Raw genomic sequence first — 23,913 nt, 5'->3', positions numbered from 1 at the left:
TACCGCCGTATTGTCGCCAATCACAACGTTATGCGCAATCTGGCACTGGTTATCAATGATAACACCATTACCGATCACAGTATCGTCCAGAGCACCACGGTCAATGGTGGTACAAGCGCCGATCTCGACGCGATCGCCGATAATCACGCGACCAAGCTGGGGGATCTTCACCCAGTTACCACGATCGTTCGCGTAACCAAATCCATCAGATCCAACGACAGTGCTGGACTGGATCAGGCAATTTTCACCGATCTGGATGTCGTGGTAAATCGTCACATTCGCCCACAAGCGTGAACCTGCACCGATTTTGGTATTTTTTCCGACGAAGCAACCTGCACCGATAACCACGTTATCGCCCAGTTCTACGCCAGACTCAATGACCGCATTTGCGCCCACAGAGACATTATTACCCAGCTTCGCCGTTGCATCGATCACTGCACTGGGTGCAATGTTCTGTGCAGGCTGAGGCGTGGTATCTAAAATTTGCGCCATACGTGCATAGGTCAGGTAGGGATTCTTCACTACCAGCGCCGCACTCTTAGCAAAAGGAAGATCGTCCTGCGTCATCACAACGGCAGACGCCTGGCATACGCCTAAATGTTCACGGTATTTAGGATTCACCATGAACGTGATATTGCCAGTTTGCGCAGATTGCATGGACGCTACGCCGGTGATGACGATATCGCCATCACCGTGTAATTCTGCATCCAACTGCTCTGCTAAATCAGCCAGTCGAATTGAAGGCATTACTTATTTAACCTGTTTCAGTACGTCAGCGGTGATGTCTTTTACATCGCTGCTGTTGTATGCAACGGTGTTTGCGTCAACGACCAGATCAATGCTCTGGCTGCTGGCAACAGATTTCACAGCTGTCTGGATACGAGTAACCAGTTTGCCACGTTCTTCGTTGGAACGACGTGCACGATCCTGCTCGAAAGCCTGAGCTTTCTGAGAGAAAGTCTGGCGCTGAGCCATGACGTCTTTTTCCAGCTTGGTACGATCGCTACCTGCTTTCATTGATTGCAGACGCTGCATTTTAGATTGCAGATCGGATTCCATACGCTGCAGTTCGCTGGCACGGCCTTTGAACTCGTTTTCCAGCGTAGCAGAAACACCCGTCTTCTGTGCAACCTGTTGGAACAGGCTACCCATATTGACGATTGCAATTTTGTCAGCAGCCTGTGCGGACGTTGCCATCGCTAAACCGAGACCTGCAGCTAATAACCACTTTTTCACAATTAACTCCTTACCATCCCATTTGCACCCGAAGGTGCAGTTCTTTGCGTGGCCAGGCGATCCCATGCAAGATCGCCTAAAGTCATCGCTACACTACCACTACATTCCTTTGCGAAGAACAGTTACCAGGTTTTACCAATGTTAAACTGGAACTGTTCCGCTTTGTCTCCATCGTACTTCTTGAACGGCTGGGCGTAGGAGAAAACCAACGGCCCCAATGGGGACATCCATTGTAACGCGATACCTGCAGACATACGGATATTGCTCGGATCACCGTAATCTGGAACCCCAATAGCACGAGTTTGATCGCTATCCTGCCAGTTAGTATCCCAAACGGTACCCATATCCCAGAAGAAGGAGGTACGGACCGAGTTAGCATACTTATCGCTGATAAACGGCGTCGGGGTAATAAATTCCAGGCTGGCTACGGCCATGGCGTTACCACCGACCGCATCGTCTGATTTACAGTACGAACCGTCTTTATTGGTACACTCTTCGTAGCTGTCAGTATCGCCGGCGTAAGCCCCAGGTTTATAGACCGCTTTCGGACCGATGGTATTAGACTGGAAACCACGCACGGTGCTGGAGCCACCCGCATAGAAGTTCTCGTAGAACGGCAACTCTTTGCTGCCTATACCGTCTCCATAACCTACCTTGGTACGACCCAGGACGACCCATTTATGATCGTCATCGATCGGCACATAGGTCGCGGTATCCAACGTCGCTTTATAGTATTCGTTGTCAGAACCCGGAATGGTGACTTTGCCGTTCAGGTTGACGCGCGTACCTTCCGTTGGGAAGTAGCCGCGGTCAAGCTTGTTATATGTCCAACCATAGTTAAAGGTGAAGTCATCCGCAGCAAAGCTGTTGGTATTGGTCTCACCCATTGACTCAAGATAACGATCCATCGCAACCTGCGGCTGCATATTGGACAGTTTGTTATGTACATAACCCAGGCCCGCACGCAACGTGTTGTATTCGTTGACCGGGAAGCCCAGCGTCACGTCTGTACCATAACTTTTGTTGGTATAGTCGGACAGGTCTGCATCATCCGCTTCAAAGTCGTTATAGAAGACGCGGCCACCAAGGCTCACACCATCAACGGTGAAGTACGGGTTAGTGACAGACAACTCAGTATAGGTCTGGTAGTCGTTTTTGGTGCCGTTAATCCCGACAGAATAACCGGTACCTAACCAGTTATCTTGCTGAACGCCAGCCTGGAAGCTCACGCCGCTCTCGGTACCGTAACCGACGCCGAAGTTAAAGCTACCGGTGTTACGCTCTTTGACCTTGTAGACCACATCAACCTGATCCGGGCTGCCCGGAACACGCTGAGTATCGGTATCAACGGTTTCAAAGTAACCCAGACGGTTCAGACGCTCTTTACCCTGGTCGACCAGATCGCTGCCCAACCATGCGCCTTCCATCTGACGCATTTCGCGACGCAGAACGGAGTCTTTAGAAGTGTCGTTACCTTCAAAACGGATCTTACGCACATAGAAACGGTTACCCGCATCCACGTTTACACGTAATTTAACGGTTTTGTCGGCGTCGTTGATTTCAGGCTGCGACTGAACGCGCGGATAGGCATAGCCATAGCGACCCAGAAGCTTCTTGATGTCATCTTCCATTTTGGTCACTTTGGTGCCGTTATAGAGTTCACCTGGCTCGATCTTCGTCAGGGTCTCAATTTCGGCGGAGTGCCCGGCCAGGTTACCGCTCACCTGAACCCCAGAAAGCTTGTACTGCTCGCCTTCAGTGATGTTAACGGTGATGTAGATGCCTTTTTTATCCGGCGTCAGGCTGACCTGAGTGGAATCAATATTGAAGCGAGCATAACCGCGATCCAGATAGTAGCTACGCAGGGTTTCAAGGTCGCCCGCCAGCTTCTGTTTCTGGTATTTACGATCGCCCACCACGTTCCACCACGGCACTTCGTCACGCAACTGGAAGTGAGAGATAAGTTCGTCAGTCGAGAAGGCATGGTTGCCGACGATATTGATCTGTTGGATCTTCGCCGAAACACCTTCCTGGAAGACCAGCTTGAGGTCAACGCGGTTACGCGGCAACGGCGTCACCACCGCTTTCACACTGGCGCTGTACTTACCGACGCTATAGTAGAAATCTTCCAGGCCCTTTTCGATATCGGCAAGCGTTGTGCGATCCAGAGACTCGCCAACACGCACGCCAGACGCCTCGAGGTTTTGCTTCAGCATGTCATCTTTCACCGATTTGTTACCGGAGAAAGTGATGCTGGCAATCGTCGGACGTTCTTTTACCTGAACCAGAAGGGTATCACCATCGCGCAGGACGCGGACATCCTCAAAGTTTCCGGTGGCGAACAGAGCACGAATGGTATTACTGATGTCTTCATCATTAACCGTGTCGCCTGTGCGCACCGGCATACTGAGGAGAGCCGCACCAACGGCGACTCGCTGTAGGCCTTCGAAATGAATGTCCTTCACTACGAACCCTTCAGCACCGTATACGGTGGCGCTGCTAAACAGCAGCGACGCTATGAGCAACTTTTTCATCGCCATCGTTATTATGCGTTCTTCCTAACACTCTCTTACAACCGAGAGAAATCATTGAAAAGTGCAAGCCCCATTAACAACACCAGCAAGATAGAGCCAATGCGATAACTAAAGTCTTGAACCCGCTCGGATACCGGACCGCCCTTCAGCTTTTCAATCGCCAGGAACAGCAGATGCCCCCCGTCAAGAACGGGCAACGGAAACAGGTTGATTATCCCTAAGTTCACGCTGATAAGCGCAAGGAACATCAGGTAATAAATAATCCCGAACTCCGCTGACATCCCAGCCCCCTGGGCGATAGAAATCGGCCCACTGAGGTTGTTCAGTTTTACATCACCGGTAATCAATTTTCCCAGCATACTGACCGTCAGCTTCATCAACTGCCACGTTTTATCCGAGGCTTCGAGGATGGCGCTGAATGGCCCATACTGGCGTACAGTCTTATACTCATCAGGCAGAGGAATAACTTTAGGCACCACGCCCGCAAACCCTTCTGCCTTACCGTTAACCTGTTTTGAATCTGGGGTTAACGTTAAAGACAAGGAACTTCCTTGTCTTTCAATATCTAGCGCTAACGGCGTATCCGGATTATCGCGCACCAGCGTCACGAACGTCATCCATTGCGTCAGCGACTGACCATTGACTTTAACGATCCTGTCGCCAGCTTGCAAACCTGCCTTACTTGCAGCGGAATTAACCTGCACTTCTGACAGTACCGGTTCAATCTGCGGACCACGCGGACGCATGCCCAAACTAGAGACAGGATCCTCTTTGTCTGGCTCAAATGCCCAATGGCGTAAATCCAGCGTTTTGTCCTGTCGCTGGTTACTGCCAAACTGCGCCACGCTGAGGGTCGTATGCTCATCGCCAATTTTGGATACCAGTTGCAATCGCACGGCGTCCCAATCAGGGGTTTCGATGCCATCAACCGCTTTTAGTTCCGTACCCGGCTGAATTTGCGCCTGTGCAGCAATCGAGTTGGGTGTTATTTCACCAACAACCGGACGAACGCCAGGGACACCAATGATAAACACCAGCCAATAAGCAAAAATAGCAAAAAGGAAGTTTGCAATCGGACCCGCGGCGATAATGGCAGCACGTTGTCCAACCGTTTTATTGTTGAAGGCGTAATGGCGCAATTCCGGTGCGACCGGTTCAGCGCGCTCATCCAGCATTTTGACGTAACCGCCGAGGGGAATCATGGCGATGACGTATTCCGTACCTGATTTATCGGTACGCCGCCAAAGCGCTTTTCCAAAGCCAATGGAAAAGCGTTCGACGCGGACTCCGCAGCGCCGCGCAACCCAGAAATGACCAAATTCATGCACGGTGATAAGCACACCAAGTGCAATGATGAATGCAGCCAAATTCCAGAGAATACTCAGCATAAGACCATCCGTTAGAGCGTCCTGAACACCAGTAACAACAGGCAGGCAAAGACCGGTACCGCAGCCGTCAGGCTATCAATACGATCCAGAATACCGCCGTGTCCTGGAATTAAGTGACCACTGTCCTTAATACCTGCTTCACGCTTAAACATACTCTCGGTCAGGTCACCCAGCACGGAGGCCAGGGCTGCAACGATGGAGCAAATGAGCAAGGTGACAGGCGCAACTTCAAGATTCGCCCACATGCCATAACCCCATGAGATTACGGCCGCAGTGGCGAGTCCGCCAAAAAAACCCTGCCAGGTTTTTCCAGGAGAAACCTTCGGCGCCAGCTTATGTTTGCCAAATAGCTTACCAAACATATACGCACCAGAGTCCGCTCCCCAGACGAGGATCATGACATACAGCAGCCATAGCGCGCCACTATAATGATTCTCATCATAGTGCCATGCACGTAGCGCCAGCATTCCCCAAAAGAACGGGACAATGGTTAACACGCCGAAAATTATGCGTAATGTTTTGGAATTACGCCAGACCGACGCAGACTCTGGGTAAAACAATACCAGTAACAGTGCTACGACCCACCAGCCCAGCGACGCCCACAGCGATACTTCAACCAGCGGTTGATGGATATCGCGATGGTACTCTGGCAGCAAAAATAGCATCAGTGCCAGCAATAGCCCGCACAAAACCGCCAGCCAGACTCGCTGCGTACGCGTGGTAAAACCGCTTAACTGTCCCCATTCCCAGGCGGCCAACATACAGACGACCAACGTAACAATGGCGAACCCCACCGGCGGCAGCAAAAACAGCGCCGCGATGACAACGGGTATTAAAACAAAAGCAGAAATCAGGCGATACTTCAGCAAAAGCGACCCCCATCAGGCTTTTTCATCACCGGGTTCGGTGCCGCCGAAACGACGCTCACGATTAGCAAAGGCATGCAGCGCACCTTCAAAGTCTTGTTCATCGAAATCGGGCCAGAGAACATCGGTAAAGTAAAGTTCGGCGTAGGCAATTTGCCACAACAGAAAATTACTAATTCGGTGCTCTCCCCCAGTCCTTATCACTAAATCCACAGGAGCCAGCTCATGCATACAAATTTGCTGCCCAAGCATCTCTTCATCGATTTGCTCAGGATGCAGCACACCGTCCTGCACCTGTTGTGCCAGTTGCCTGACTCCCTGGACAATATCCCACCGTCCACCGTAATTCGCTGCAATATTCAGCGTCAACCCGGTATTCTGGGCGGTAATCGCTTCTGATTTGCGAATTCGTTCTTGCAAACGTGAGTTAAATCGACTGATATCCCCGATAATACGCAGGCGTACGTTATGGCGATGCAGGTTTTTCACTTCGCTATCAAGTGCCCACACAAACAGTTCCATTAACGCGCTCACTTCCTGCGCAGGTCGGTTCCAGTTCTCACTGCTAAAGGCATACAGCGTTAACGCATCAATACCGTTATTGGCAGCAAAAGAGACAGCCCGGCGGACGGATTTTGCTCCAGCCTTATGCCCAAAGGCGCGAATCTTCCCTTGCTTTTTCGCCCAGCGGCCATTGCCATCCATGATAATTGCGACATGGCGACAACCATGTGCTGGCAAATTTTCGCTTAATGGTTTAGTTGCAGACAACATAACGCGTTATTAGTCCCTGAAAGGATTTACGGTACTCAGGAATACTGAAGCCTATCCACAAAAAAGCCGTGTCAAACCACGGCTTACCCGACCGAAAAAAAGCAAATACCCGCGATCGGGTGGCGCAGACTATATCACTGAAGCCCAACGCTAACAAATAGCACGATTCTCCGTAGAGGGATTATCATCAGCTTGAGAGTCGCATCACTTCTTTTCTGGCGACTTCCCGCGCGATGGCATCGACCTTCAACACGTCGTCAACACTCTGTGGTTCCTGCAAATCCATCTTATCCAGTACAGATAAATTGAGATCGGCAATATCGGTAAATCGGATCTGCTGCGCCAGGAATGCGGCAACGGTAATTTCATTCGCGGCATTGAGTGCGGTCGTCGCCGCCTGACCTTGCTCAAACGCGTCCATCGCCAGTTTCAGGCACGGATAACGCTGGTAATCAGGTGCAGAAAACGTCAACGCACTGAGTTTGCAAAAGTCGACAGGCTTAACACCGGACGTCACACGTTCTGGCCATGCCATCGTATGGGCAATAGGTGTACGCATATCAGGTTCACCCAACTGCGCCAGAACACTACCATCCTGATAACGGACCATCGAATGAATAACCGACTGCGGGTGAATCAGCACTTCCATCTGGCTTGCACTGGCATTAAATAACCAACGCGCTTCAATGTATTCCAGACCTTTGTTCATCATGGTGGCGGAATCGACAGAGATTTTTCGTCCCATCGACCAATTCGGATGACGGCATGCCTGATCGGGGGTCATAGAGACCAGATCGCGCAATGGCGTTTCACGGAATGGGCCACCAGACCCGGTAAGCAGAACTGACATGACGCCGTTTTGCTCAAGGTCAGCGTATCCCAGATTGTGTTGGATAGGTTGCGGTAAACTCTGAAAAATCGCGTTATGCTCGCTATCTACCGGCAAAAGCTGCGCTTTGTGGCGTTTCACATCGTCCATAAACAGACGACCGCAGGTCACCAGGGATTCTTTATTCGCCAGCAAAATGCTTTTGCTCGCACGAATTGCCGCCAGCGTCGGCAGCAAACCCGCTGCACCGACAATCGCCGCCATGACCTGATCAACATCATCCAGCGCAGCCATATCACAGGCAGCCTGCTGCCCGCTCATCACCTCGGTACGGCTACCCTGTGCCAAAAGAGCAGCTTTTACCTGTGCCGCGCTTTTTTCATCATCCATGACCGCATAGCGAGGCGCAAACTCCAGGCATTGCTCTACCATACGGGCAACATTTTTACCCGCCACCAACGCAGCAACACGAAATTTTTCCGGGTTATGGCGTACTACATCCAGCGTACTGCAACCAATGGAACCGGTTGATCCCAGGATGGTTAATTGCTTCATCGGACATCCAGAAGAATTTTACTCGTCATACTTCAAGTTGCATGTACGTTGGCTTTACTCGACCTTCGACGTCACCGCCTTCCTGCAACTTGAATTATTTAGAGTATGTAGACAGAAAAAAGCAAAACGCCGCCATCCAGCCTTCTCAGGCCTTCTAAGCGGCGTTTTTAGCGTACAGGCGAATCAGAACTGCATCAGTTCTGCTTCTTTCTCTGCCAGCGCCGCATCAACTTTCTTGATTGCTGCGTCAGTCAGTTTCTGTACGTCGTCCTGAGAACGGCGATCGTCATCTTCGCTGATCTCTTTTTCTTTCAACAACGCTTTCACTTTGTCGTTTGCATCGCGGCGTACGTTACGTACCGCAACACGCGCGCCTTCAGCTTCACCACGTACGATCTTGGTCAGATCTTTACGACGTTCTTCGGTCAGCGGCGGCAGCGGAACGCGGATGTCAGAGCCCGCAGAGCTTGGATTCAGACCGAGGTCGGAAGCCATGATTGCTTTCTCAACGGCTGGACCCATAGAACGGTCAAATACGTTGATTTTCAGGGTACGGGAATCTTCAACCGTTACGCTTGCCAGCTGGCGCAGCGGAGTCGGCGTGCCGTAATATTCCACGACAATACCATCCAGCAGGCTAGGAGAAGCACGACCCGTGCGAATTTTGCTGATTTGGTTTTTGAACGCTTCGACGCATTTGTCCATGCGTACTTCAGCATCTTTTCTGATATCGTTGATCACGTTACGAATCCTTGAAAGCTTGTTTCAGTCAGACCATACCCGCCACGCAAGATGTGACAAGTATAGTCTTGATTAATTTTGAGGGACGTATCCCGCGACATTAAAGCGGAATATTACCTGCATTTAGCCGCAACGGGAATTATTCCGTGATTAACGTGCCTTCTTTTTCACCCATAACAACACGGCGCAGTGCACCTGGTTTGTTCATGTTAAAGACACGAATCGGTAATTTGTGGTCACGAGCCAGCGTGAACGCGGCAAGATCCATTACTTTCAGCTCTTTATCCAGCACTTCAGTGTAGGTCAACTGTTCGTACATAGTCGCCGTTGGATCTTTAGCCGGGTCGGCAGTAAACACGCCATCGACTTTGGTGGCTTTCAGAACCACATCCGCTTCAATTTCAATACCGCGCAGGCAGGCTGCAGAATCGGTGGTGAAGAACGGATTGCCGGTACCCGCAGACAAAATAACAACGCGGTTGTTACGCAGCAGGCTGATAGCTTCGGCCCAGCTGTAGTTATCACACACGCCGTTCAGAGGAATTGCGGACATCAAGCGAGCGTTCACATAGGCGCGGTGAAGCGCATCGCGCATCGCCAGACCGTTCATTACGGTGGCTAACATGCCCATGTGGTCGCCCACAACGCGGTTCATCCCCGCTTTCGCCAGACCAGCGCCACGGAACAGGTTACCACCACCAATCACTACGCCAACCTGAATACCCAGCTCAACCAGCTCTTTGATTTCCTGAGCCATGCGGTCGAGGATGCTTGCATCAATACCGAAGCCTTCTGAACCTTGCAGAGCTTCGCCACTTAACTTAAGCAGAATACGTTTGTAGACGGGTTTTGCATTGGTAGCCATGTTTCTTTCCTGAGACTGTCAACGAATGAGATGAGTTAATTCCGGCGACATTGTATGTCGCTTTTCAGCATGACCACTATAGCGGTTCGCTGAATTTACAAGCCAGACACAAAAAGAAGCCGCCCTCAGGCGGCTCCTTTAAAAATTAAGACTGCTTGGACATCGCAGCAACTTCTGCTGCAAAGTCAGTCTCAACTTTCTCGATGCCTTCACCCACTTCAAAGCGGATGAAACCAGTTACGTCAGCGTTATGCTCTTTCAGCAACTGACCAACAGATTTGCTCGGTTCCATGACGAAAGGCTGACCGGTCAGAGAAACTTCGCCGGTGAATTTCTTCATGCGGCCTTCAACCATTTTCTCTGCGATTTCTTTCGGCTTGCCAGACTGCATAGCGATGTCCAGCTGAACCTGGTATTCTTTTTCTACCACTTCAGCGGAAACGTCTTCCGGCTTAACGAATTCTGGTTTGCTTGCAGCAACGTGCATTGCCAGCTGTTTAACCAGTTCTTCGTCAGCGCCAGTTGCAGCAACCAGAACACCGATACGAGCACCGTGCTGGTAGTTACCCAGAACTTCGCCTTCCAGGGAAGCAACGCGACGGATGTTGATGTTCTCACCGATTTTAGCAACCAGAGCAACACGTTCTTCTTCGAACTGTGCTTTCAGAACTTCAACATCAGTGATTTTGCCAGCAACGGCAGCGTCCAGTACTTTGTCAGCAAATGCCTGGAAACCAGCATCTTTAGCAACGAAGTCAGTCTGGCAGTTAACTTCCAGAATGAAAGCGATGTTGCCGTCGATTTTGGTTTTGATTACGCCGTCAGCAGCAACGTTGCCTGCTTTTTTCGCCGCTTTGATTGCACCGGACTTACGCATGTTTTCGATTGCCAGCTCGATGTCGCCATTAGCTTCAGTCAGTGCTTTTTTGCAATCCATCATGCCTGCGCCAGTACGCTCACGCAGCTCTTTTACCAGGGATGCGGTAATTTCAGCCATTCTAAAATCCTCGGAAGATTTGATCTGCCCGGCATGAAACCGCACAGATTTAAAAGTGAAAAAGGGGGCCATATACAGGCCCCCTAACCAAACGTGATACTACCTGGCCTATATCCGTCATTCTTCCAGCTGCAGGTGCGTTGTTTTCCTTACTCACCCCAGTCACTTACTTATGTAAGCTCCGGGGGATTCGTTGCGTCAACGCCTTCCTGCAACTCGAATTATCTTGGATATATAAGGGGTCGCTCTAACGAGCGTGCCTTATTATTCAGCTTCTACGAAGCTTTCTTCCGCCTGGGAAGCCAGATCCTGAGAACGGCCTTCACGAACGGTAGTTGCTACAGCGCCCAGGTACAGGGTCACAGCACGGATTGCGTCGTCGTTACCCGGGATAACGAAGTCAACACCGTCCGGATCAGAGTTGGTATCAACGATAGCAAATACTGGGATACCCAGGTTGTTTGCTTCTTTGATAGCAATGTGCTCGTGGTCAGCATCGATTACGAACAGAGCGTCCGGCAGACCGCCCATGTCTTTGATACCGCCCAGGCTGTTTTCCAGTTTCTCAAGCTCACGAGTACGCATCAGCGCTTCTTTCTTGGTCAGCTTTTCGAAAGTACCGTCCTGAGACTGAGTTTCCAGATCTTTCAGACGTTTGATGGACTGACGAACGGTTTTCCAGTTAGTCAGCATACCGCCCAGCCAGCGATGGTTCACGAAGAACTGGTCGCAGCTGTTAGCAGCTTCTTTCACCGCTTCGCTTGCAGCGCGTTTAGTACCAACGAAAAGGATTTTACCTTTACGAGCAGAGATCTTGTTCAGTTCAGCCAGAGCTTCGTTGAACATCGGTACAGTTTTCTCAAGGTTGATGATGTGAACTTTGTTACGCGCACCGAAGATGAACGGCTTCATTTTCGGGTTCCAGTAACGGGTCTGGTGACCGAAGTGAACACCAGCCTTGAGCATGTCGCGCATGGAAACAGTTGCCATGATTAAAACCTCTATATATAAAAGTTGGGGTTAAGCCTCCACGCATCCCATATTACCGACCCCAAAGGGCACCCCGGAATATGTGCCGATACGTGTGTGTTGTTACACAAAGTGAGATTTGTCGCTCCCGTCCATCGTGTGTAGTCTTCGAATGGATCGGAAGTCCGGCGCGCTTTATACCACAAATACGCCACCGACACCAATAATTGTTGGCGGTCTGTGCTGAATGAACGATGAATTTCGTGTTACAGGAAGGCGGCAAATTTTTGAATCCCCGGGAGCTTACAACCAGTAAGTGACTGGGGTGAAAAAATGTAGCCAACGCATCTGTGGCACGAAAGGCGAAGTTCAGAATGATTCTCAATTTGGCAGGGTACACCCCAGACTGATACCATTGGCAGCACTTAAACAATTATTGCCGATATCATCGGCACTGATGGACAGAATTTATGGCTATCTCAATCAAGACCCCTGAAGAAATCGAAAAAATGCGCGTCGCTGGCCGCCTGGCCGCTGATGTACTGGAAATGATCGCGCCGTTTGTTAAACCGGGCGTCAGCACCGGCGAGCTGGATCGCCTCTGTAATGACTATATCGTGAATGAGCAGCAGGCCATTTCCGCCTGCCTGGGCTATCACGGCTATCCGAAATCCGTATGTATCTCTATTAATGAAGTGGTGTGCCACGGGATCCCGGACGACGCCAAACTTCTGAAAGACGGCGACATCGTCAACATCGACGTAACCGTGATTAAAGACGAGTACCACGGCGATACCTCCAAGATGTTTATCGTCGGCAAACCTACTATTCTGGGCGAGCGTCTGTGCCGCGTCACACAGGAAAGCCTGTATCTGGCGCTGCGAATGGTAAAACCGGGCATTCGCCTGCGCACGCTGGGCGCTGCGATTCAGAAATACGCGGAAGGCGAAGGTTTCTCTGTTGTTCGTGAATACTGCGGTCACGGTATCGGTCGCGGCTTCCATGAAGAGCCACAGGTTCTGCACTACGATGCAGACGACGGTGGTGTGGTACTGCAGCCGGGCATGACGTTCACCATAGAACCGATGCTGAATGCCGGTGATTACCGCATCCGTACCATGAAAGACGGCTGGACGGTGAAAACCAAAGACCGGAGCTTGTCTGCACAGTACGAGCATACTATTGTAGTGACGGAAAACGGCTGTGAAATTCTGACGTTACGCAAGGATGACACCATCCCGGCGATCATCACACACGGCGAATAATGTTTTGCCTGATGGCGATGCATTCGCATCTTATCAGGCCTACAAATTGTACTACTTAGTAGGCCGGATAAGGCGTTCACGCCATCATCCGGCTTTTTAATGGGTGGCGCATAATGAATACTCTTCCTGAACAGCACGCAAATACTGCCCTCCCCACCCTGCCTGGCCAACCGCAAAACCCAGGGACATGGCCACAGCAAGATCTCAACTGCTCCGGCATTAAAGCGCATATCGACACCTTCCAGAACTGGTTAGGCGAAGCGTTTGACAGTGGAATTTCCGCAGAACAGCTCATTGAGGCCCGCACCGAATTTATTGACCAACTGCTACAGCGTTTGTGGATAGAAGCTGGGTTCGGGCAAATAGCCGATCTGGCGCTGGTTGCCGTTGGTGGCTACGGACGAGGCGAATTGCACCCGCTTTCCGATATTGACCTGCTGATCCTGAGTCGTAAAAAGCTGCCTGATGCGCAGGCCGAGAAAGTCGGTGAGCTGTTAACGCTGCTATGGGACGTGAGGCTGGAGGTTGGGCATAGCGTGCGTACGCTGGAAGAGTGTCTGCTGGAAGGATTGTCAGATTTAACCGTCGCCACCAACCTGATTGAAACTCGCTTGCTGATCGGCGATGTGGCGCTGTTTCTGGAGCTGCAAAAACATATTTTTAGCGAAGGTTTCTGGCCTTCCGATAAGTTTTACGCCGCTAAAGTGGAAGAGCAGAATCAGCGCCACCAGCGCTATCACGGCACCAGCTACAACCTGGAGCCGGACATCAAAAGCAGTCCCGGCGGCCTGCGCGATATCCATACCCTGCAATGGGTGGCGCGTCGCCATTTTGGCGCCACCTCACTGGACGAAATGGTCGGCTTCGGCTTTTTGACACTGGCTGAACGCGCCGAGCTGAATGAATGTTTGCATATCCTGTGGCGGATTCGCTTCGCCCTGCATCTGGTCGTTAGTCGTTACGACAACCGCCTGCTGTTTGACCGCCAGCTCAGCGTGGCGCAAAGGCTAAACTACGGCGGCGAAGGCAACGAGCCTATCGAGCGGATGATGAAAGACTATTTCCGCGTCACCCGACGGGTCAGCGAACTGAATCACATGCTGTTGCAACTGTTCGACGAGGCGATCCTCGCCATGCCCGCCGATGAAAAACCGCGCCCGATTGATGACGACTTTCAACTGCGCGGCACGTTGATCGATCTGCGCAACGACGACCTGTTTATCCGTAAACCCGAAGCGATACTGCGGATGTTTTACATCATGGTGCGTAACAGCGCGATCAGCGGAATTTACTCCACCACGTTGCGCCATCTGCGCCATGCCCGACGTCATTTAACGCAGCCGCTGTGCTACATCCCGGAAGCGCGATCGCTGTTTCTCAGCATGTTACGCCATCCGGGCGCGGTGAGCCGCGGTCTGCTGCCGATGCATCGCCACAGCGTGTTGTGGGCCTATATGCCGCAATGGTCGCATATTGTCGGCCAAATGCAGTTTGACCTGTTTCATGCCTATACGGTGGATGAACACACCATCCGCGTAATGCTCAAGCTGGAAAGTTTTGCTAACGAAGAGACCCGTCAGCGCCATCCGCTGTGTGTGGATCTATGGCCGCGTCTGCGACAGCCGGAGTTGATTCTGATTGCCGCGCTGTTCCACGATATCGCCAAAGGTCGCGGCGGCGATCACTCGGTACTCGGCGCTCAGGATGTGCTCAAGTTCGCCGAACTGCACGGCCTGAATTCCCGCGAAACGCAACTGATCGTGTGGCTGGTGCGCCAGCATTTGCTGATGTCGGTGACCGCTCAGCGCCGCGATATTCAGGATCCCGAAGTGATCAAGCAATTCGCCGAAGAGGTACAAACGGAACACCGTCTGCGCTTTTTGGTGTGTCTGACCGTCGCGGATATTTGCGCCACCAACGAAACGCTGTGGAATAGCTGGAAGCAAAGCCTGCTGCGCGAGCTGTACTTCGCGACGGAAAAACAACTCCGTCGTGGCATGCAAAATACGCCGGATATGCGTGAGCGTGTACGCCATCATCAACTTCAGGCGCTGGCGCTACTGCGAATGGACAACATTGATGAAGAAGCGTTGCACCACATCTGGTCACGCTGTCGCGCCAACTACTTCGTGCGTCACAGCCCAAATCAGCTGGCCTGGCATGCGCGCCATCTGTTGCAACACGATCTCAGCAAGCCGCTGATCCTGCTCAGCCCACAGGCCACGCGCGGCGGGACAGAAATTTTCATCTGGAGCCCTGACCGCCCTTACCTGTTTGCCGCCGTCTGCGCTGAACTGGACAGGCGTAATCTTAGCGTCCACGATGCGCAGATTTTCACTACCCGCGATGGGATGGCGATGGATACGTTCATCGTACTGGAACCGGACGGCAGCCCGCTGTCTTCAGACCGACACGAAGCGATCCGTTTTGGACTGGAACAGGCCATCACGCAGCGCAGTTGGCAGCCACCGCAACCGCGTCGCCAGCCGGCAAAATTACGCCACTTTACCGTCGATACTGAGGTCACCTTTTTGCCGACCCATACCGACCGAAAATCATTCCTGGAGCTTATCGCTCTCGACCAGCCCGGCCTGCTGGCGCGGGTCGGGCAGATTTTTGCCGATCTGGGAATTTCGCTGCATGGCGCCCGAATTACAACCATTGGCGAGCGAGTAGAAGATTTATTCATAATCGCCACCGCCGACCGGCGCGCCCTTAATAATGAGCTGCAGCAGGAAGTACATCAACGGTTGACAGAGGCCCTCAATCCAAACGATAAAGGGTGATGTTTTTATTTATTATGGAAAGAGTTTAACAATGCAGCAGTTACAGAACGTTATTGAGTCCGCTTTCGAGCGCCGTGCCGACATTACTCCGGCAAATGTAGATACCGTAACCCGCGAAGCGGTGAATCAGGTTATTTCTTTACTGGATTCCGGTGCACTGCGCGTCGCAGAGAAGATTGAGGGTCAGTGGGTCACACATCAGTGGCTGAAAAAGGCGGTCCTGCTCTCTTTCCGTATTAACGATAATCAGGTCATCGAAGGTGCGGAAAGCCGTTACTTCGATAAAGTACCGATGAAATTCGCCAACTACGACGAAGCGCGCTTCCAGAAGGAAGGTTTCCGCGTGGTTCCGCCTGCGGCCGTGCGTCAGGGTGCGTTTATCGCCCGTAACACCGTGCTGATGCCATCTTACGTAAACATCGGCGCTTATGTTGATGAAGGTACGATGGTTGATACCTGGGCGACAGTCGGTTCCTGTGCGCAAATCGGTAAAAACGTACACCTGTCCGGCGGCGTTGGCATCGGCGGCGTACTGGAGCCGTTGCAGGCTAACCCAACCATCATCGAAGACAACTGCTTCATCGGCGCACGCTCTGAAGTGGTTGAAGGCGTGATCGTCGAAGAAGGTTCTGTTATCTCCATGGGCGTGTACATCGGTCAGAGCACCCGTATTTACGATCGCGAAACTGGCGAAGTGCATTACGGTCGCGTTCCGGCAGGCTCCGTGGTCGTCTCCGGCAACCTGCCGTCGAAAGATGGTAAATACAGCCTGTACTGCGCGGTGATTGTGAAGAAAGTCGATGCCAAAACGCGTGGCAAAGTGGGAATCAACGAACTGTTGCGCACTATCGACTAACAGCGATTTGAAAAAGCGGGCTTAGCCCGCTTTTTTTACATCTGCGAGTGGCATAAACAAGGCTTTTCGTTAATTATTCAATGGTTATAGTGAGCTTAAGGGTACCGCTATGTATGACAATCTGAAAAGTCTGGGCATTACTAATCCTGAAGAGATCGATCGTTACAGCCTGCGGCAAGAAGCCAACAACGATATCCTGAAAATCTATTTCCAAAAGGATAAAGGCGAGTTTTTTGCCAAGAGCGTGAAGTTCAAATATCCCCGTCAGCGCAAAACGGTGGTAGCTGATGGCATCGGCCAGGGTTACAAAGAAGTGCAGGAGATCAGTCCCAACCTGCGCTATGTGATCGATGAACTGGATCAGATCTGCCAGCGCGATCGCAGCGAAGTCGATCTTAAACGCAAGATCCTTGATGATTTACGTCATCTCGAAAGCGTCGTGACCAACAAGATCAGCGAAATTGAAGCCGATCTGGAAAAACTGACGCGTAAATAAGCCGTTTGTTGCCGGATGGCGGCGTCTTACGCCTTATCCGGCCTACAGGTATATCCTCGTAGGCCTGATAAGCGTAGCGCCATCAGGCAATTAATCAATGCTGTTCATCCAGTTGTAACGCCACATACAGCAGCAGTCTGTCGTCAAAATTCCCCAGATCCAGCCCGGTCAGTTCTGAAATACGATTCAGGCGATATTCCAGCGTATTGCGGTGAATAAACAGTGCCTTTGAGGTGGCCAGCGGCTGGACGTTATGACGAAACCATGCCGCCAATGTCCGACGCAGCAACCCATTGTTATCCATCGCTTTCAGCCTCACCAACGGACGCGCCAGTTCATTGGCCTGCCAGCCGCCGCGCAGGCTGTCCAGCAGTACTGGCAGCATCAAATCCTGATAGAAATAGCTACGGCTTTCCGGCATCCGCTGCTTGCCGACCATCATGGTAGTGCGCGCCGTACGATACGAACGGGCAATGCTACCGGGCCCGGTAAAATAGTTGCCCAGCGATACGCGAAAACGCAGCTGTCCGTTCTCTTTCATACGGGCAATAAGCTGCTCAACGCGCTTACGATGATCTTCAGCGTCCCAGCGGCCAAACTGATTGAGCGCCGGTTTCAGCACCACCATCTCGGTCAGGGAAACAATCGCAATCAGATTATTACGTTCGGGTGTGGTCAACGCATTCTGCAATTGCTGTAACTCCGCCATCGCACTGTCAACGCCAAGCTGGCCACTATCGACCTCCAACACCGCCACCACGCGTGGCTGGTTCAAATCAATGCCTAAACGCTGGGCCCATTCCATCAGCGCTGGCGTATTCTCTTCCGCCTGAATCAGGTTCATCACCAGCTCTTCACGCAGACGGCTATCCTGCGCTAACAGATGCATCAAGCGCGACTGTTCCAGCATCATTTCGGCGGTCATACATACTAACTCGCCGTATTTGCGCAGATGCTCCGGCTCGCCGGTAAGGCCGATAACGCCAACGATTTCGCCTTCCAGACGTAGAGGCAGGTTTATCCCCTGTCGTACACCGTGCAAGTGACGTGCCACCGCATCGTCGATATCGACCACCCGACCCTGCGAAAGCACCAGCAGCGCGCCTTCGTGCAATTCACCAATACGTTCGCGATCGCCGCTGCCGATTATCCGCCCACGGGCATCCATTACGTTGATATTGGTATCAATGATGCGCATGGTACGCGCCACGATATCCTGCGCCATTTTGGTATCAAGATGCCAACCAGCCATAAATCCCTCCTGTGAGCAGAGCTCAAGCATAGGGAAGATAATAAGCGGCGACATTGTGCAAATGCACAAAGCGAAAGGGAGAAGTATGGAGTTGTGGGAAGTATCACAAAAAGAAACCCCTTCCTGTGCAGGAAGGGGCTGAGGGAGATTACTGCATCAACAGATAGATGGAGCTGTCACCGCGCTGAATGTTCAGCGCCAGTACAGCCGGTTTGCTGTCGAGGATTTTGCGCAGTTCAGCGATGTTTTTCACCGGCTGCTGGTTCGCGCCGATAATCACATCCCCTTTCTTCAGGCCAATCTGTGCAGCCGGAGAATTCGGTTTCACGTCGCTTACCACGACACCTTTGTCCTGGCCTTTGTTGCTCATATCGGCACCTTCGATGCCTTTAAAGATAGAGCTGGAGTCAACCTGAGTCTGGCTGCTCTGCTGCAATTCCAGGTTCACGGTGACCGGCTTACCGTCACGCAGCAGACCCAGGGTGATTTTGCTGCCAACCGGCATCGTACCGACCTGCGCACGCAGGGCGGCGAAGCTGCTGATAGGTTTGCCGTTCAGGGAGGTAATCACATCCCCGGCTTTAATCCCCGCTTTCGCTGCGGAAGAGTTCGGCATCACCTGGCTGACGAATGCGCCACGCTGGGCGTCAACTTTCATCGCTTTCGCCAGCTCAGAGCTCAGCTCGGTACCCATAATGCCCAGCTCACCGCGTTTAACCTGGCCAAACTCAACCATCTGCGAGGTCAGGTTTTTCACCATGTTGCTTGGGATCGCAAAACCGATACCAATGTTACCGCCGTCCGGTGCGAGGATCGCGGTGTTAATACCGATCAGCTCACCGTTCAGGTTGACCAGCGCACCACCGGAGTTACCCCGGTTGATCGCAGCATCCGTCTGAATAAAGTTTTCGTAGTTCTCCGCGTTCAGGCCACTACGGCCCAGCGCAGAAACAATACCGGAAGTCACCGTTTCACCAAGGCCAAACGGGTTACCAATTGCCACGGTGTAATCACCCACGCGCAGCGCATCAGAATCTGCCAGCTTAATCGCCGTCAGGTTTTTCGGATCCTGAATTTGGATCAGCGCGATATCGGAGCGCGGATCTTTACCCACGATCTTCGCGTCAAATTTACGACCATCGCTCAACTGAACTTTAATCACCGTGGCGTTATCTACCACGTGGTTATTGGTCACGACATACCCTTTCGCGGCATCAATAATTACGCCGGAACCGAGTGCCATAAATTTCTGCTGCTGGCCGCCGCCATTGTCAGCGCCCGGTGCGCCGCCCTGGCAGAACGGTGAACTCTGGAACGGAGAACCGTCCTGGCAGAACGGTGAATTATCACCGAAGAACTGCTGGAAATTACGCGGCATGCGCGGCGTATTTACCGTCGTGCTCCCCTCGACGTTAATACTTACCACCGATGGCATCACTTTTTCGAGCATCGGGGCCAGGCTTGGCATCTGTTGGGCGGTCATTGCTGAAGACGACGTCTCAGCCGCTGTAGCAGACAGGGGGGACAACGCCAAACCTAAACTCAGAGCCAGTGCACTCATTGCTAATGTGGTTTTTTTCATGTGTTTCGTTCTCGATTAACAGGTAACGCAAAATTGCTGTATACGTCAGAGTCGTTTTATAGCGCTAAGTTCCAGAATTAAGTTTAAGGAAAAAGTAAAATTTTATTGTCCGTCTTTACAAATGAGTATTTATTGTTCTACGGCCATCAAGCGACGATATTCATCCCAGGCATACAAATCTGTCATTCCGCTGATATAATCCTGAATCAGCCGACAGCGATAATAATATTCCAGAACCGAATACTCGGCGCACCCCGTCGATATTTTACTAACCGCCTCAACATACGCAAGACGATGGCGGGTAGACAACTTCTGAAATAAACGGGACTCGATAGGAAAACGTTTTACTCTTTCATTGTCGACCAGTTCAGAAAAATCTGACTGAGACATTTTTAATAACGGCTGATAGATCTCCAGCAATCCGCTGATCACCCGATAGCCCTGTAGTTCCAGTTGTTCAACATCCGGATGGCTAAACACATGTTTTACCGCCACATTTTTATAAACACCCAGTAACTGGCTGAAGCTACTTGCATCTTCTAGCAGCGCATGATTAAAGCTGCCTTCATAAATCTGCGGCAAATTATCAATAAACCGCTGGGCCGCATATGGCACCAGTTTATTCAGCGTATTGACGCGTAAATACATAAAGAACTGATCTTCGGTACTCCGGCTTAATGTATTTGAACGTGACTTCTCCCAGGCGTTCTCAACAACCTGGCTAAACAGGGAACCTTTTTCATGCTGCCCCCACGCCTCATACAGGTGGTGATAAAGTTGCTCGACGCTAAAGATTCTTTTCTCAACGGCATCTTCCAGATCCGCCACGCAATAAGAGATATCATCGGCAGCTTCCATAATCCAGGTTAATGGAAAGCGACTGTAAGGCGCTAATGATAATTCTTTACGCAACCGCTCAATATACGGTTCTTCAGAAAGGTAATAACCCGGCTTCTTCATTAAATAGTTGTGTGTCTCGGGTGCACTGCCGCGCCACCACGCCGGACGGGTATATTTTAAAATACCGCCAACCTGCGCCCAGGTAAGGTTCATACGCATCAACGTATGCACAAGGCGAATACCCTGCGCATTGCCTTCAAAATGGCACAGGTCCTGGCGTACCTTACGGCGAATATCATTCAGCGACTCTTCGCCTTCACGCAACCGTAATGCCGTCACCTGGCAACGGTCATCACTTAGGGGCTGACTTTCTGCATCTGCGGGATACAGCCGCTGGCGGAACCAGTCATTAATTGCCGCCTCCCCAAAATGGCCAAACGGCGGATTACCAATGTCATGCATCAGGCAGGACATTTCGACAATACTCTCAAATGGCCCTGTCAGTTCATCCAGGCCATACAGCTCCAGCAGCTTTAGTTCTTTCAGTCGGCTGAGGATCTCTTTCGCGATATAGCGCCCAACCTGTTGAACTTCCATCGAGTGCGTCAAGCGCGTGCGTACTGCCGCATTACGCTCCAGCGGAAAGACCTGCGTTTTTTGTTGCAGTCGGCGAATGGCCGGTGAATTGATAATACGTCCGCGATCGCTTTCGAAAATACGCAGGATCTCATGCTCAGTCTTCACGCCCTGCGGCGAACGGTAACGACGATGCCAGTTTATTTTTTTTCGGAAATCGATCTGTGCCATGTCCTCTCCCGCCTGAGAAATGCGCTACCCCTTAAGCGCATGATAGACTATGCCCTCAAATCTGGCTTATCGCGAGTAAATCTATGAAAATCGGCATCATTGGTGCAATGGAAGAAGAAGTTACGCTGCTGCGTGACAAAATCGAAAACCGTCAGACCATCGCGCTCGGCGGTTGTGAAATTTACACCGGCCAACTGAACGGTACAGAGGTTGCGCTGCTGAAATCGGGTATCGGTAAAGTGGCTGCGGCACTGGGCGCTACGCTGCTGCTTGAACGCTGCAAGCCGGACGCCATCATTAATACCGGTTCTGCGGGTGGCCTGGCCTCTACGCTGAAAGTCGGGGATATCGTAGTTTCTGACGAAGCGCGCTATCACGACGCCGACGTCACTGCCTTTGGCTATGAATTTGGTCAGCTACCGGGATGCCCGGCTGGTTTTAAAGCCGATCCTGCGTTGATTGCTGCCGCAGAGTCTTGCATCGCCGAACTCAATCTGAACGCCGTTCGCGGACTTATCGTCAGCGGCGACGCATTCATTAACGGTTCCGTGGGACTGGCTAAAATTAAGCATAACTTCCCGCAGGCTATTGCCGTTGAGATGGAAGCGACCGCAATTGCGCACGTTTGCCACAACTTTAACGTGCCATTTGTCGTGGTTCGCGCTATCTCTGACGTTGCCGATCAGCAGTCCCATCTCAGCTTTGACGAATTCCTGGTGGTTGCCGCGAAGCAGTCAAGCCTGATGGTTGAAACGCTGGTACAGAAACTGGCGCATGGCTAAATTACTCTCCAGGGCGCTGGTCGCCCTGCTTTTCACTCTCCCGGCGTTCCTTTACGCCGCGCCGCGTGTTGTGACGCTTTCTCCTGCCAATACTGAACTCGCTTTTGCCGCTGGCATTACCCCCGTTGGCGTCAGCAGCTATTCAAACTACCCGCCAGAAGCCAAAAATATTGAGGAAGTCTCAACCTGGCAAGGGATGAATCTTGAACGTATTGTGGCGCTGAAACCTGATTTGGTCGTCGCCTGGCGCGGGGGAAATGCTGAGCGGCAGGTGAATCAACTGACCTCTCTGGGAATTAAGGTCATCTGGGTGGATGCCGTTACCATTGAGCAGGTTGCCGATGCGCTACGCCAATTAGCGGCATGGAGCCCCAAGCCTGAACAAGCTAAACAGGCGGCGCAAACCATGCTTGATGACTATGCTTTACTTAAATCTCAGTATGCCAACAAACCGAAAAAACGCGTGTTTTTCCAGTTTGGTGCCAATCCTCTGTTTACCAGTGGAAAAGGTTCTATTCAGCACGAAGTTCTTGAGGTATGCGGCGGAGAAAACATCTTTGCCGGTAGTCGGGTTCCCTGGCCGCAGGTTAGCCGTGAGCAGGTCCTGGCACGAGCCCCCCAGGCTATTGTTGCCACAGGCGGTCCGGGCGAAACTCTGAAAATTGAGCAATACTGGGGAAACCAGCTAAAAATACCCATTATTACACTTAATAGTGACTGGTTCGAACGCGCGAGCCCGCGTATTATCCTCGCCGCAAAACAACTCTGTAATGCGCTTTCACAGATAAATTAGCGCCTGCCCCCACCAGGTCTGTTGTGAGGATTTAAAAATGCTCGTCTATTGGCTTGATATTGTCGGCACCGCGGTATTTGCAATCTCTGGCGTATTACTGGCCGGAAAATTACGTATGGATCCGTTTGGCGTCCTGGTACTCGGCGTGGTTACTGCCGTTGGTGGTGGAACGATCCGCGATATGGCGCTGGATAATGGACCGGTTTTTTGGGTTAAGGATCCGACCGATCTGGTGGTGGCGATGATCACCAGCATGCTGACGATCCTGTTGGTACGTCAACCAAGACGCATACCGAAATGGATCCTTCCGGTGCTGGATGCCGTTGGTCTGGCTGTGTTCGTGGGTATTGGGGTCAACAAGGCATTTCTCGCAGGAACAGGGCCGCTGGTGGCGATTTGTATGGGGGTGATTACCGGCGTTGGTGGTGGGATCATTCGCGATGTGTTAGCTCGTGAAGTCCCGATGATTTTGCGCACCGAGATCTACGCCACAGCCTGTATTATCGGCGGGATCGTGCATGCGACAGCGTTTTATACCTTTGATGTTTCACTGGAAAACGCCAGTATGATGGGGATGATTGTCACCCTGCTGATTCGGCTTGCCGCCATTCGCTGGCATCTGAAATTGCCGACGTTTGCGCTGGATGATAACGGGCGTTGATATGACGATACAGAACATGTAGGCCGGATAAGGCGTTTA

At 51.7% G+C, this 23,913-nt stretch carries 21 protein-coding genes; 7 read left to right on the top strand and 14 right to left on the bottom strand.

The window, feature by feature from the left end; genetic code table 11:
• The 11 genes from lpxD to rpsB form a co-directional block, all read right to left on the bottom strand.
• Positions 1-747: UDP-3-O-(3-hydroxymyristoyl)glucosamine N-acyltransferase (lpxD, locus tag FDW94_RS11425; RefSeq protein WP_249358446.1), on the bottom strand; the 747-nt coding region annotated here is incomplete at its 3' end.
• A gap of 3 nt (positions 748-750) precedes the next feature.
• A complete protein-coding gene (gene skp / locus FDW94_RS11420; RefSeq protein WP_003018533.1) occupies positions 751-1,236 on the bottom strand; it encodes a molecular chaperone Skp in 486 nt (161 codons plus the stop codon).
• A 122-nt stretch (positions 1,237-1,358) separates the two neighbouring features.
• Positions 1,359-3,776, bottom strand: coding sequence for an outer membrane protein assembly factor BamA (bamA, locus tag FDW94_RS11415; protein WP_111466090.1), 2,418 nt, complete (start codon positions 3,774-3,776; stop codon positions 1,359-1,361).
• Between the two features lie 29 nt (positions 3,777-3,805).
• On the bottom strand, positions 3,806-5,158 hold the full coding sequence (gene rseP / locus FDW94_RS11410; RefSeq protein WP_003829173.1) for a sigma E protease regulator RseP: 1,353 nt from the start codon (positions 5,156-5,158) through the stop codon (positions 3,806-3,808).
• Positions 5,159-5,169: 11 nt separating this feature from the next.
• On the bottom strand, positions 5,170-6,027 hold the full coding sequence (gene cdsA, locus FDW94_RS11405) for a phosphatidate cytidylyltransferase (protein ID WP_111466091.1): 858 nt from the start codon (positions 6,025-6,027) through the stop codon (positions 5,170-5,172).
• A 12-nt stretch (positions 6,028-6,039) separates the two neighbouring features.
• Positions 6,040-6,798 carry a (2E,6E)-farnesyl-diphosphate-specific ditrans,polycis-undecaprenyl-diphosphate synthase gene (gene ispU, locus FDW94_RS11400; protein ID WP_008786266.1) on the bottom strand — a complete coding sequence of 253 codons (759 nt, stop codon included), beginning with the start codon at positions 6,796-6,798 and terminating at the stop codon, positions 6,040-6,042.
• Positions 6,799-6,985: 187 nt separating this feature from the next.
• Positions 6,986-8,182: a 1-deoxy-D-xylulose-5-phosphate reductoisomerase gene (gene ispC, locus FDW94_RS11395; RefSeq protein WP_003829176.1), complete on the bottom strand. Its 1,197-nt coding sequence runs from the start codon at positions 8,180-8,182 to the stop codon at positions 6,986-6,988.
• Between the two features lie 183 nt (positions 8,183-8,365).
• The gene (frr, locus tag FDW94_RS11390; RefSeq protein WP_003018547.1) at positions 8,366-8,923 is read right to left on the bottom strand and encodes a ribosome recycling factor; all 558 of its coding nucleotides are present in this window, start codon (positions 8,921-8,923) and stop codon (positions 8,366-8,368) included.
• Positions 8,924-9,062: 139 nt separating this feature from the next.
• The gene (gene pyrH / locus FDW94_RS11385) at positions 9,063-9,788 is read right to left on the bottom strand and encodes a UMP kinase (RefSeq protein ID WP_003018549.1); all 726 of its coding nucleotides are present in this window, start codon (positions 9,786-9,788) and stop codon (positions 9,063-9,065) included.
• Between the two features lie 145 nt (positions 9,789-9,933).
• On the bottom strand, positions 9,934-10,785 hold the full coding sequence (gene tsf, locus FDW94_RS11380; protein WP_003018551.1) for a translation elongation factor Ts: 852 nt from the start codon (positions 10,783-10,785) through the stop codon (positions 9,934-9,936).
• Positions 10,786-11,049: 264 nt separating this feature from the next.
• A complete protein-coding gene (gene rpsB, locus FDW94_RS11375) occupies positions 11,050-11,775 on the bottom strand; it encodes a 30S ribosomal protein S2 (protein ID WP_003018553.1) in 726 nt (241 codons plus the stop codon).
• Between the two features lie 449 nt (positions 11,776-12,224).
• Between rpsB and map the strand changes: the two genes are divergently transcribed.
• The 4 genes from map (at position 12,225) to FDW94_RS11355 (ending at position 17,157) form a co-directional block, all read left to right on the top strand.
• Entirely contained in the window at positions 12,225-13,019 is a 795-nt protein-coding gene (map, locus tag FDW94_RS11370; protein ID WP_003829182.1) for a type I methionyl aminopeptidase, read from the top strand.
• A 113-nt stretch (positions 13,020-13,132) separates the two neighbouring features.
• Positions 13,133-15,805, top strand: a complete 2,673-nt coding sequence (glnD, locus tag FDW94_RS11365; protein ID WP_003829184.1) for a bifunctional uridylyltransferase/uridylyl-removing protein GlnD — start codon at positions 13,133-13,135, stop codon at positions 15,803-15,805.
• Positions 15,806-15,836: 31 nt separating this feature from the next.
• On the top strand, positions 15,837-16,661 hold the full coding sequence (gene dapD, locus FDW94_RS11360; RefSeq protein WP_003829186.1) for a 2,3,4,5-tetrahydropyridine-2,6-dicarboxylate N-succinyltransferase: 825 nt from the start codon (positions 15,837-15,839) through the stop codon (positions 16,659-16,661).
• A 109-nt stretch (positions 16,662-16,770) separates the two neighbouring features.
• Entirely contained in the window at positions 16,771-17,157 is a 387-nt protein-coding gene (locus tag FDW94_RS11355) for a DUF3461 family protein (protein ID WP_005132126.1), read from the top strand.
• Between the two features lie 94 nt (positions 17,158-17,251).
• On the opposite strand, the gene cdaR is transcribed toward FDW94_RS11355, so the two are convergent.
• The 3 genes from cdaR to dgt form a co-directional block, all read right to left on the bottom strand.
• Positions 17,252-18,409 carry a DNA-binding transcriptional regulator CdaR gene (gene cdaR, locus FDW94_RS11350; protein ID WP_003829189.1) on the bottom strand — a complete coding sequence of 386 codons (1,158 nt, stop codon included), beginning with the start codon at positions 18,407-18,409 and terminating at the stop codon, positions 17,252-17,254.
• Positions 18,410-18,557: 148 nt separating this feature from the next.
• Positions 18,558-19,991, bottom strand: coding sequence for a serine endoprotease DegP (gene degP / locus FDW94_RS11345; RefSeq protein ID WP_003829191.1), 1,434 nt, complete (start codon positions 19,989-19,991; stop codon positions 18,558-18,560).
• A gap of 129 nt (positions 19,992-20,120) precedes the next feature.
• The gene (gene dgt / locus FDW94_RS11340; protein ID WP_111466094.1) at positions 20,121-21,638 is read right to left on the bottom strand and encodes a dGTPase; all 1,518 of its coding nucleotides are present in this window, start codon (positions 21,636-21,638) and stop codon (positions 20,121-20,123) included.
• An 83-nt stretch (positions 21,639-21,721) separates the two neighbouring features.
• On the opposite strand from dgt, the gene mtnN reads away from it, so the two are divergent.
• Genes mtnN through FDW94_RS11325 form a run of 3 tightly spaced genes read left to right on the top strand, consistent with a single transcriptional unit; the run spans position 21,722 to position 23,874 of the window.
• Positions 21,722-22,420, top strand: a complete 699-nt coding sequence (gene mtnN, locus FDW94_RS11335) for a 5'-methylthioadenosine/S-adenosylhomocysteine nucleosidase (RefSeq protein WP_003829195.1) — start codon at positions 21,722-21,724, stop codon at positions 22,418-22,420.
• Positions 22,413-23,213 (top strand): vitamin B12 ABC transporter substrate-binding protein BtuF, encoded by an 801-nt coding sequence (btuF, locus tag FDW94_RS11330; protein WP_137377599.1) that lies wholly within the window; start codon positions 22,413-22,415, stop codon positions 23,211-23,213. Before mtnN ends, btuF begins: the two co-directional genes overlap by 8 nt.
• A 37-nt stretch (positions 23,214-23,250) precedes the next feature.
• Positions 23,251-23,874: a TRIC cation channel family protein gene (locus FDW94_RS11325; RefSeq protein WP_003829199.1), complete on the top strand. Its 624-nt coding sequence runs from the start codon at positions 23,251-23,253 to the stop codon at positions 23,872-23,874.
• Positions 23,875-23,913: the final 39 nt, after the last annotated feature.

The organism is Citrobacter sp. wls757 (assembly GCF_005280935.1).
GTDB lineage: Bacteria > Pseudomonadota > Gammaproteobacteria > Enterobacterales > Enterobacteriaceae > Citrobacter > Citrobacter portucalensis.
Note: the sequence above shows the minus strand (reverse complement) of the source record. Positions and strands in the feature narration are given on the sequence as shown.

Coding starts and splice junctions, on each gene's coding strand:
- bamA (WP_111466090.1), bottom strand. CDS start 3,776: ATGGCGATGAAAAAGTTGCTCATAGCGTCGCTGCTGTTTAGCAGCGCC.
- rseP (WP_003829173.1), bottom strand. CDS start 5,158: ATGCTGAGTATTCTCTGGAATTTGGCTGCATTCATCATTGCACTTGGT.
- ispU (WP_008786266.1), bottom strand. CDS start 6,798: ATGTTGTCTGCAACTAAACCATTAAGCGAAAATTTGCCAGCACATGGT.
- ispC (WP_003829176.1), bottom strand. CDS start 8,182: ATGAAGCAATTAACCATCCTGGGATCAACCGGTTCCATTGGTTGCAGT.
- pyrH (WP_003018549.1), bottom strand. CDS start 9,788: ATGGCTACCAATGCAAAACCCGTCTACAAACGTATTCTGCTTAAGTTA.
- tsf (WP_003018551.1), bottom strand. CDS start 10,785: ATGGCTGAAATTACCGCATCCCTGGTAAAAGAGCTGCGTGAGCGTACT.
- rpsB (WP_003018553.1), bottom strand. CDS start 11,775: ATGGCAACTGTTTCCATGCGCGACATGCTCAAGGCTGGTGTTCACTTC.
- map (WP_003829182.1), top strand. CDS start 12,225: ATGGCTATCTCAATCAAGACCCCTGAAGAAATCGAAAAAATGCGCGTC.
- glnD (WP_003829184.1), top strand. CDS start 13,133: ATGAATACTCTTCCTGAACAGCACGCAAATACTGCCCTCCCCACCCTG.
- dapD (WP_003829186.1), top strand. CDS start 15,837: ATGCAGCAGTTACAGAACGTTATTGAGTCCGCTTTCGAGCGCCGTGCC.
- FDW94_RS11355 (WP_005132126.1), top strand. CDS start 16,771: ATGTATGACAATCTGAAAAGTCTGGGCATTACTAATCCTGAAGAGATC.
- cdaR (WP_003829189.1), bottom strand. CDS start 18,409: ATGGCTGGTTGGCATCTTGATACCAAAATGGCGCAGGATATCGTGGCG.
- degP (WP_003829191.1), bottom strand. CDS start 19,991: ATGAAAAAAACCACATTAGCAATGAGTGCACTGGCTCTGAGTTTAGGT.
- dgt (WP_111466094.1), bottom strand. CDS start 21,638: ATGGCACAGATCGATTTCCGAAAAAAAATAAACTGGCATCGTCGTTAC.
- mtnN (WP_003829195.1), top strand. CDS start 21,722: ATGAAAATCGGCATCATTGGTGCAATGGAAGAAGAAGTTACGCTGCTG.
- btuF (WP_137377599.1), top strand. CDS start 22,413: ATGGCTAAATTACTCTCCAGGGCGCTGGTCGCCCTGCTTTTCACTCTC.
- FDW94_RS11325 (WP_003829199.1), top strand. CDS start 23,251: ATGCTCGTCTATTGGCTTGATATTGTCGGCACCGCGGTATTTGCAATC.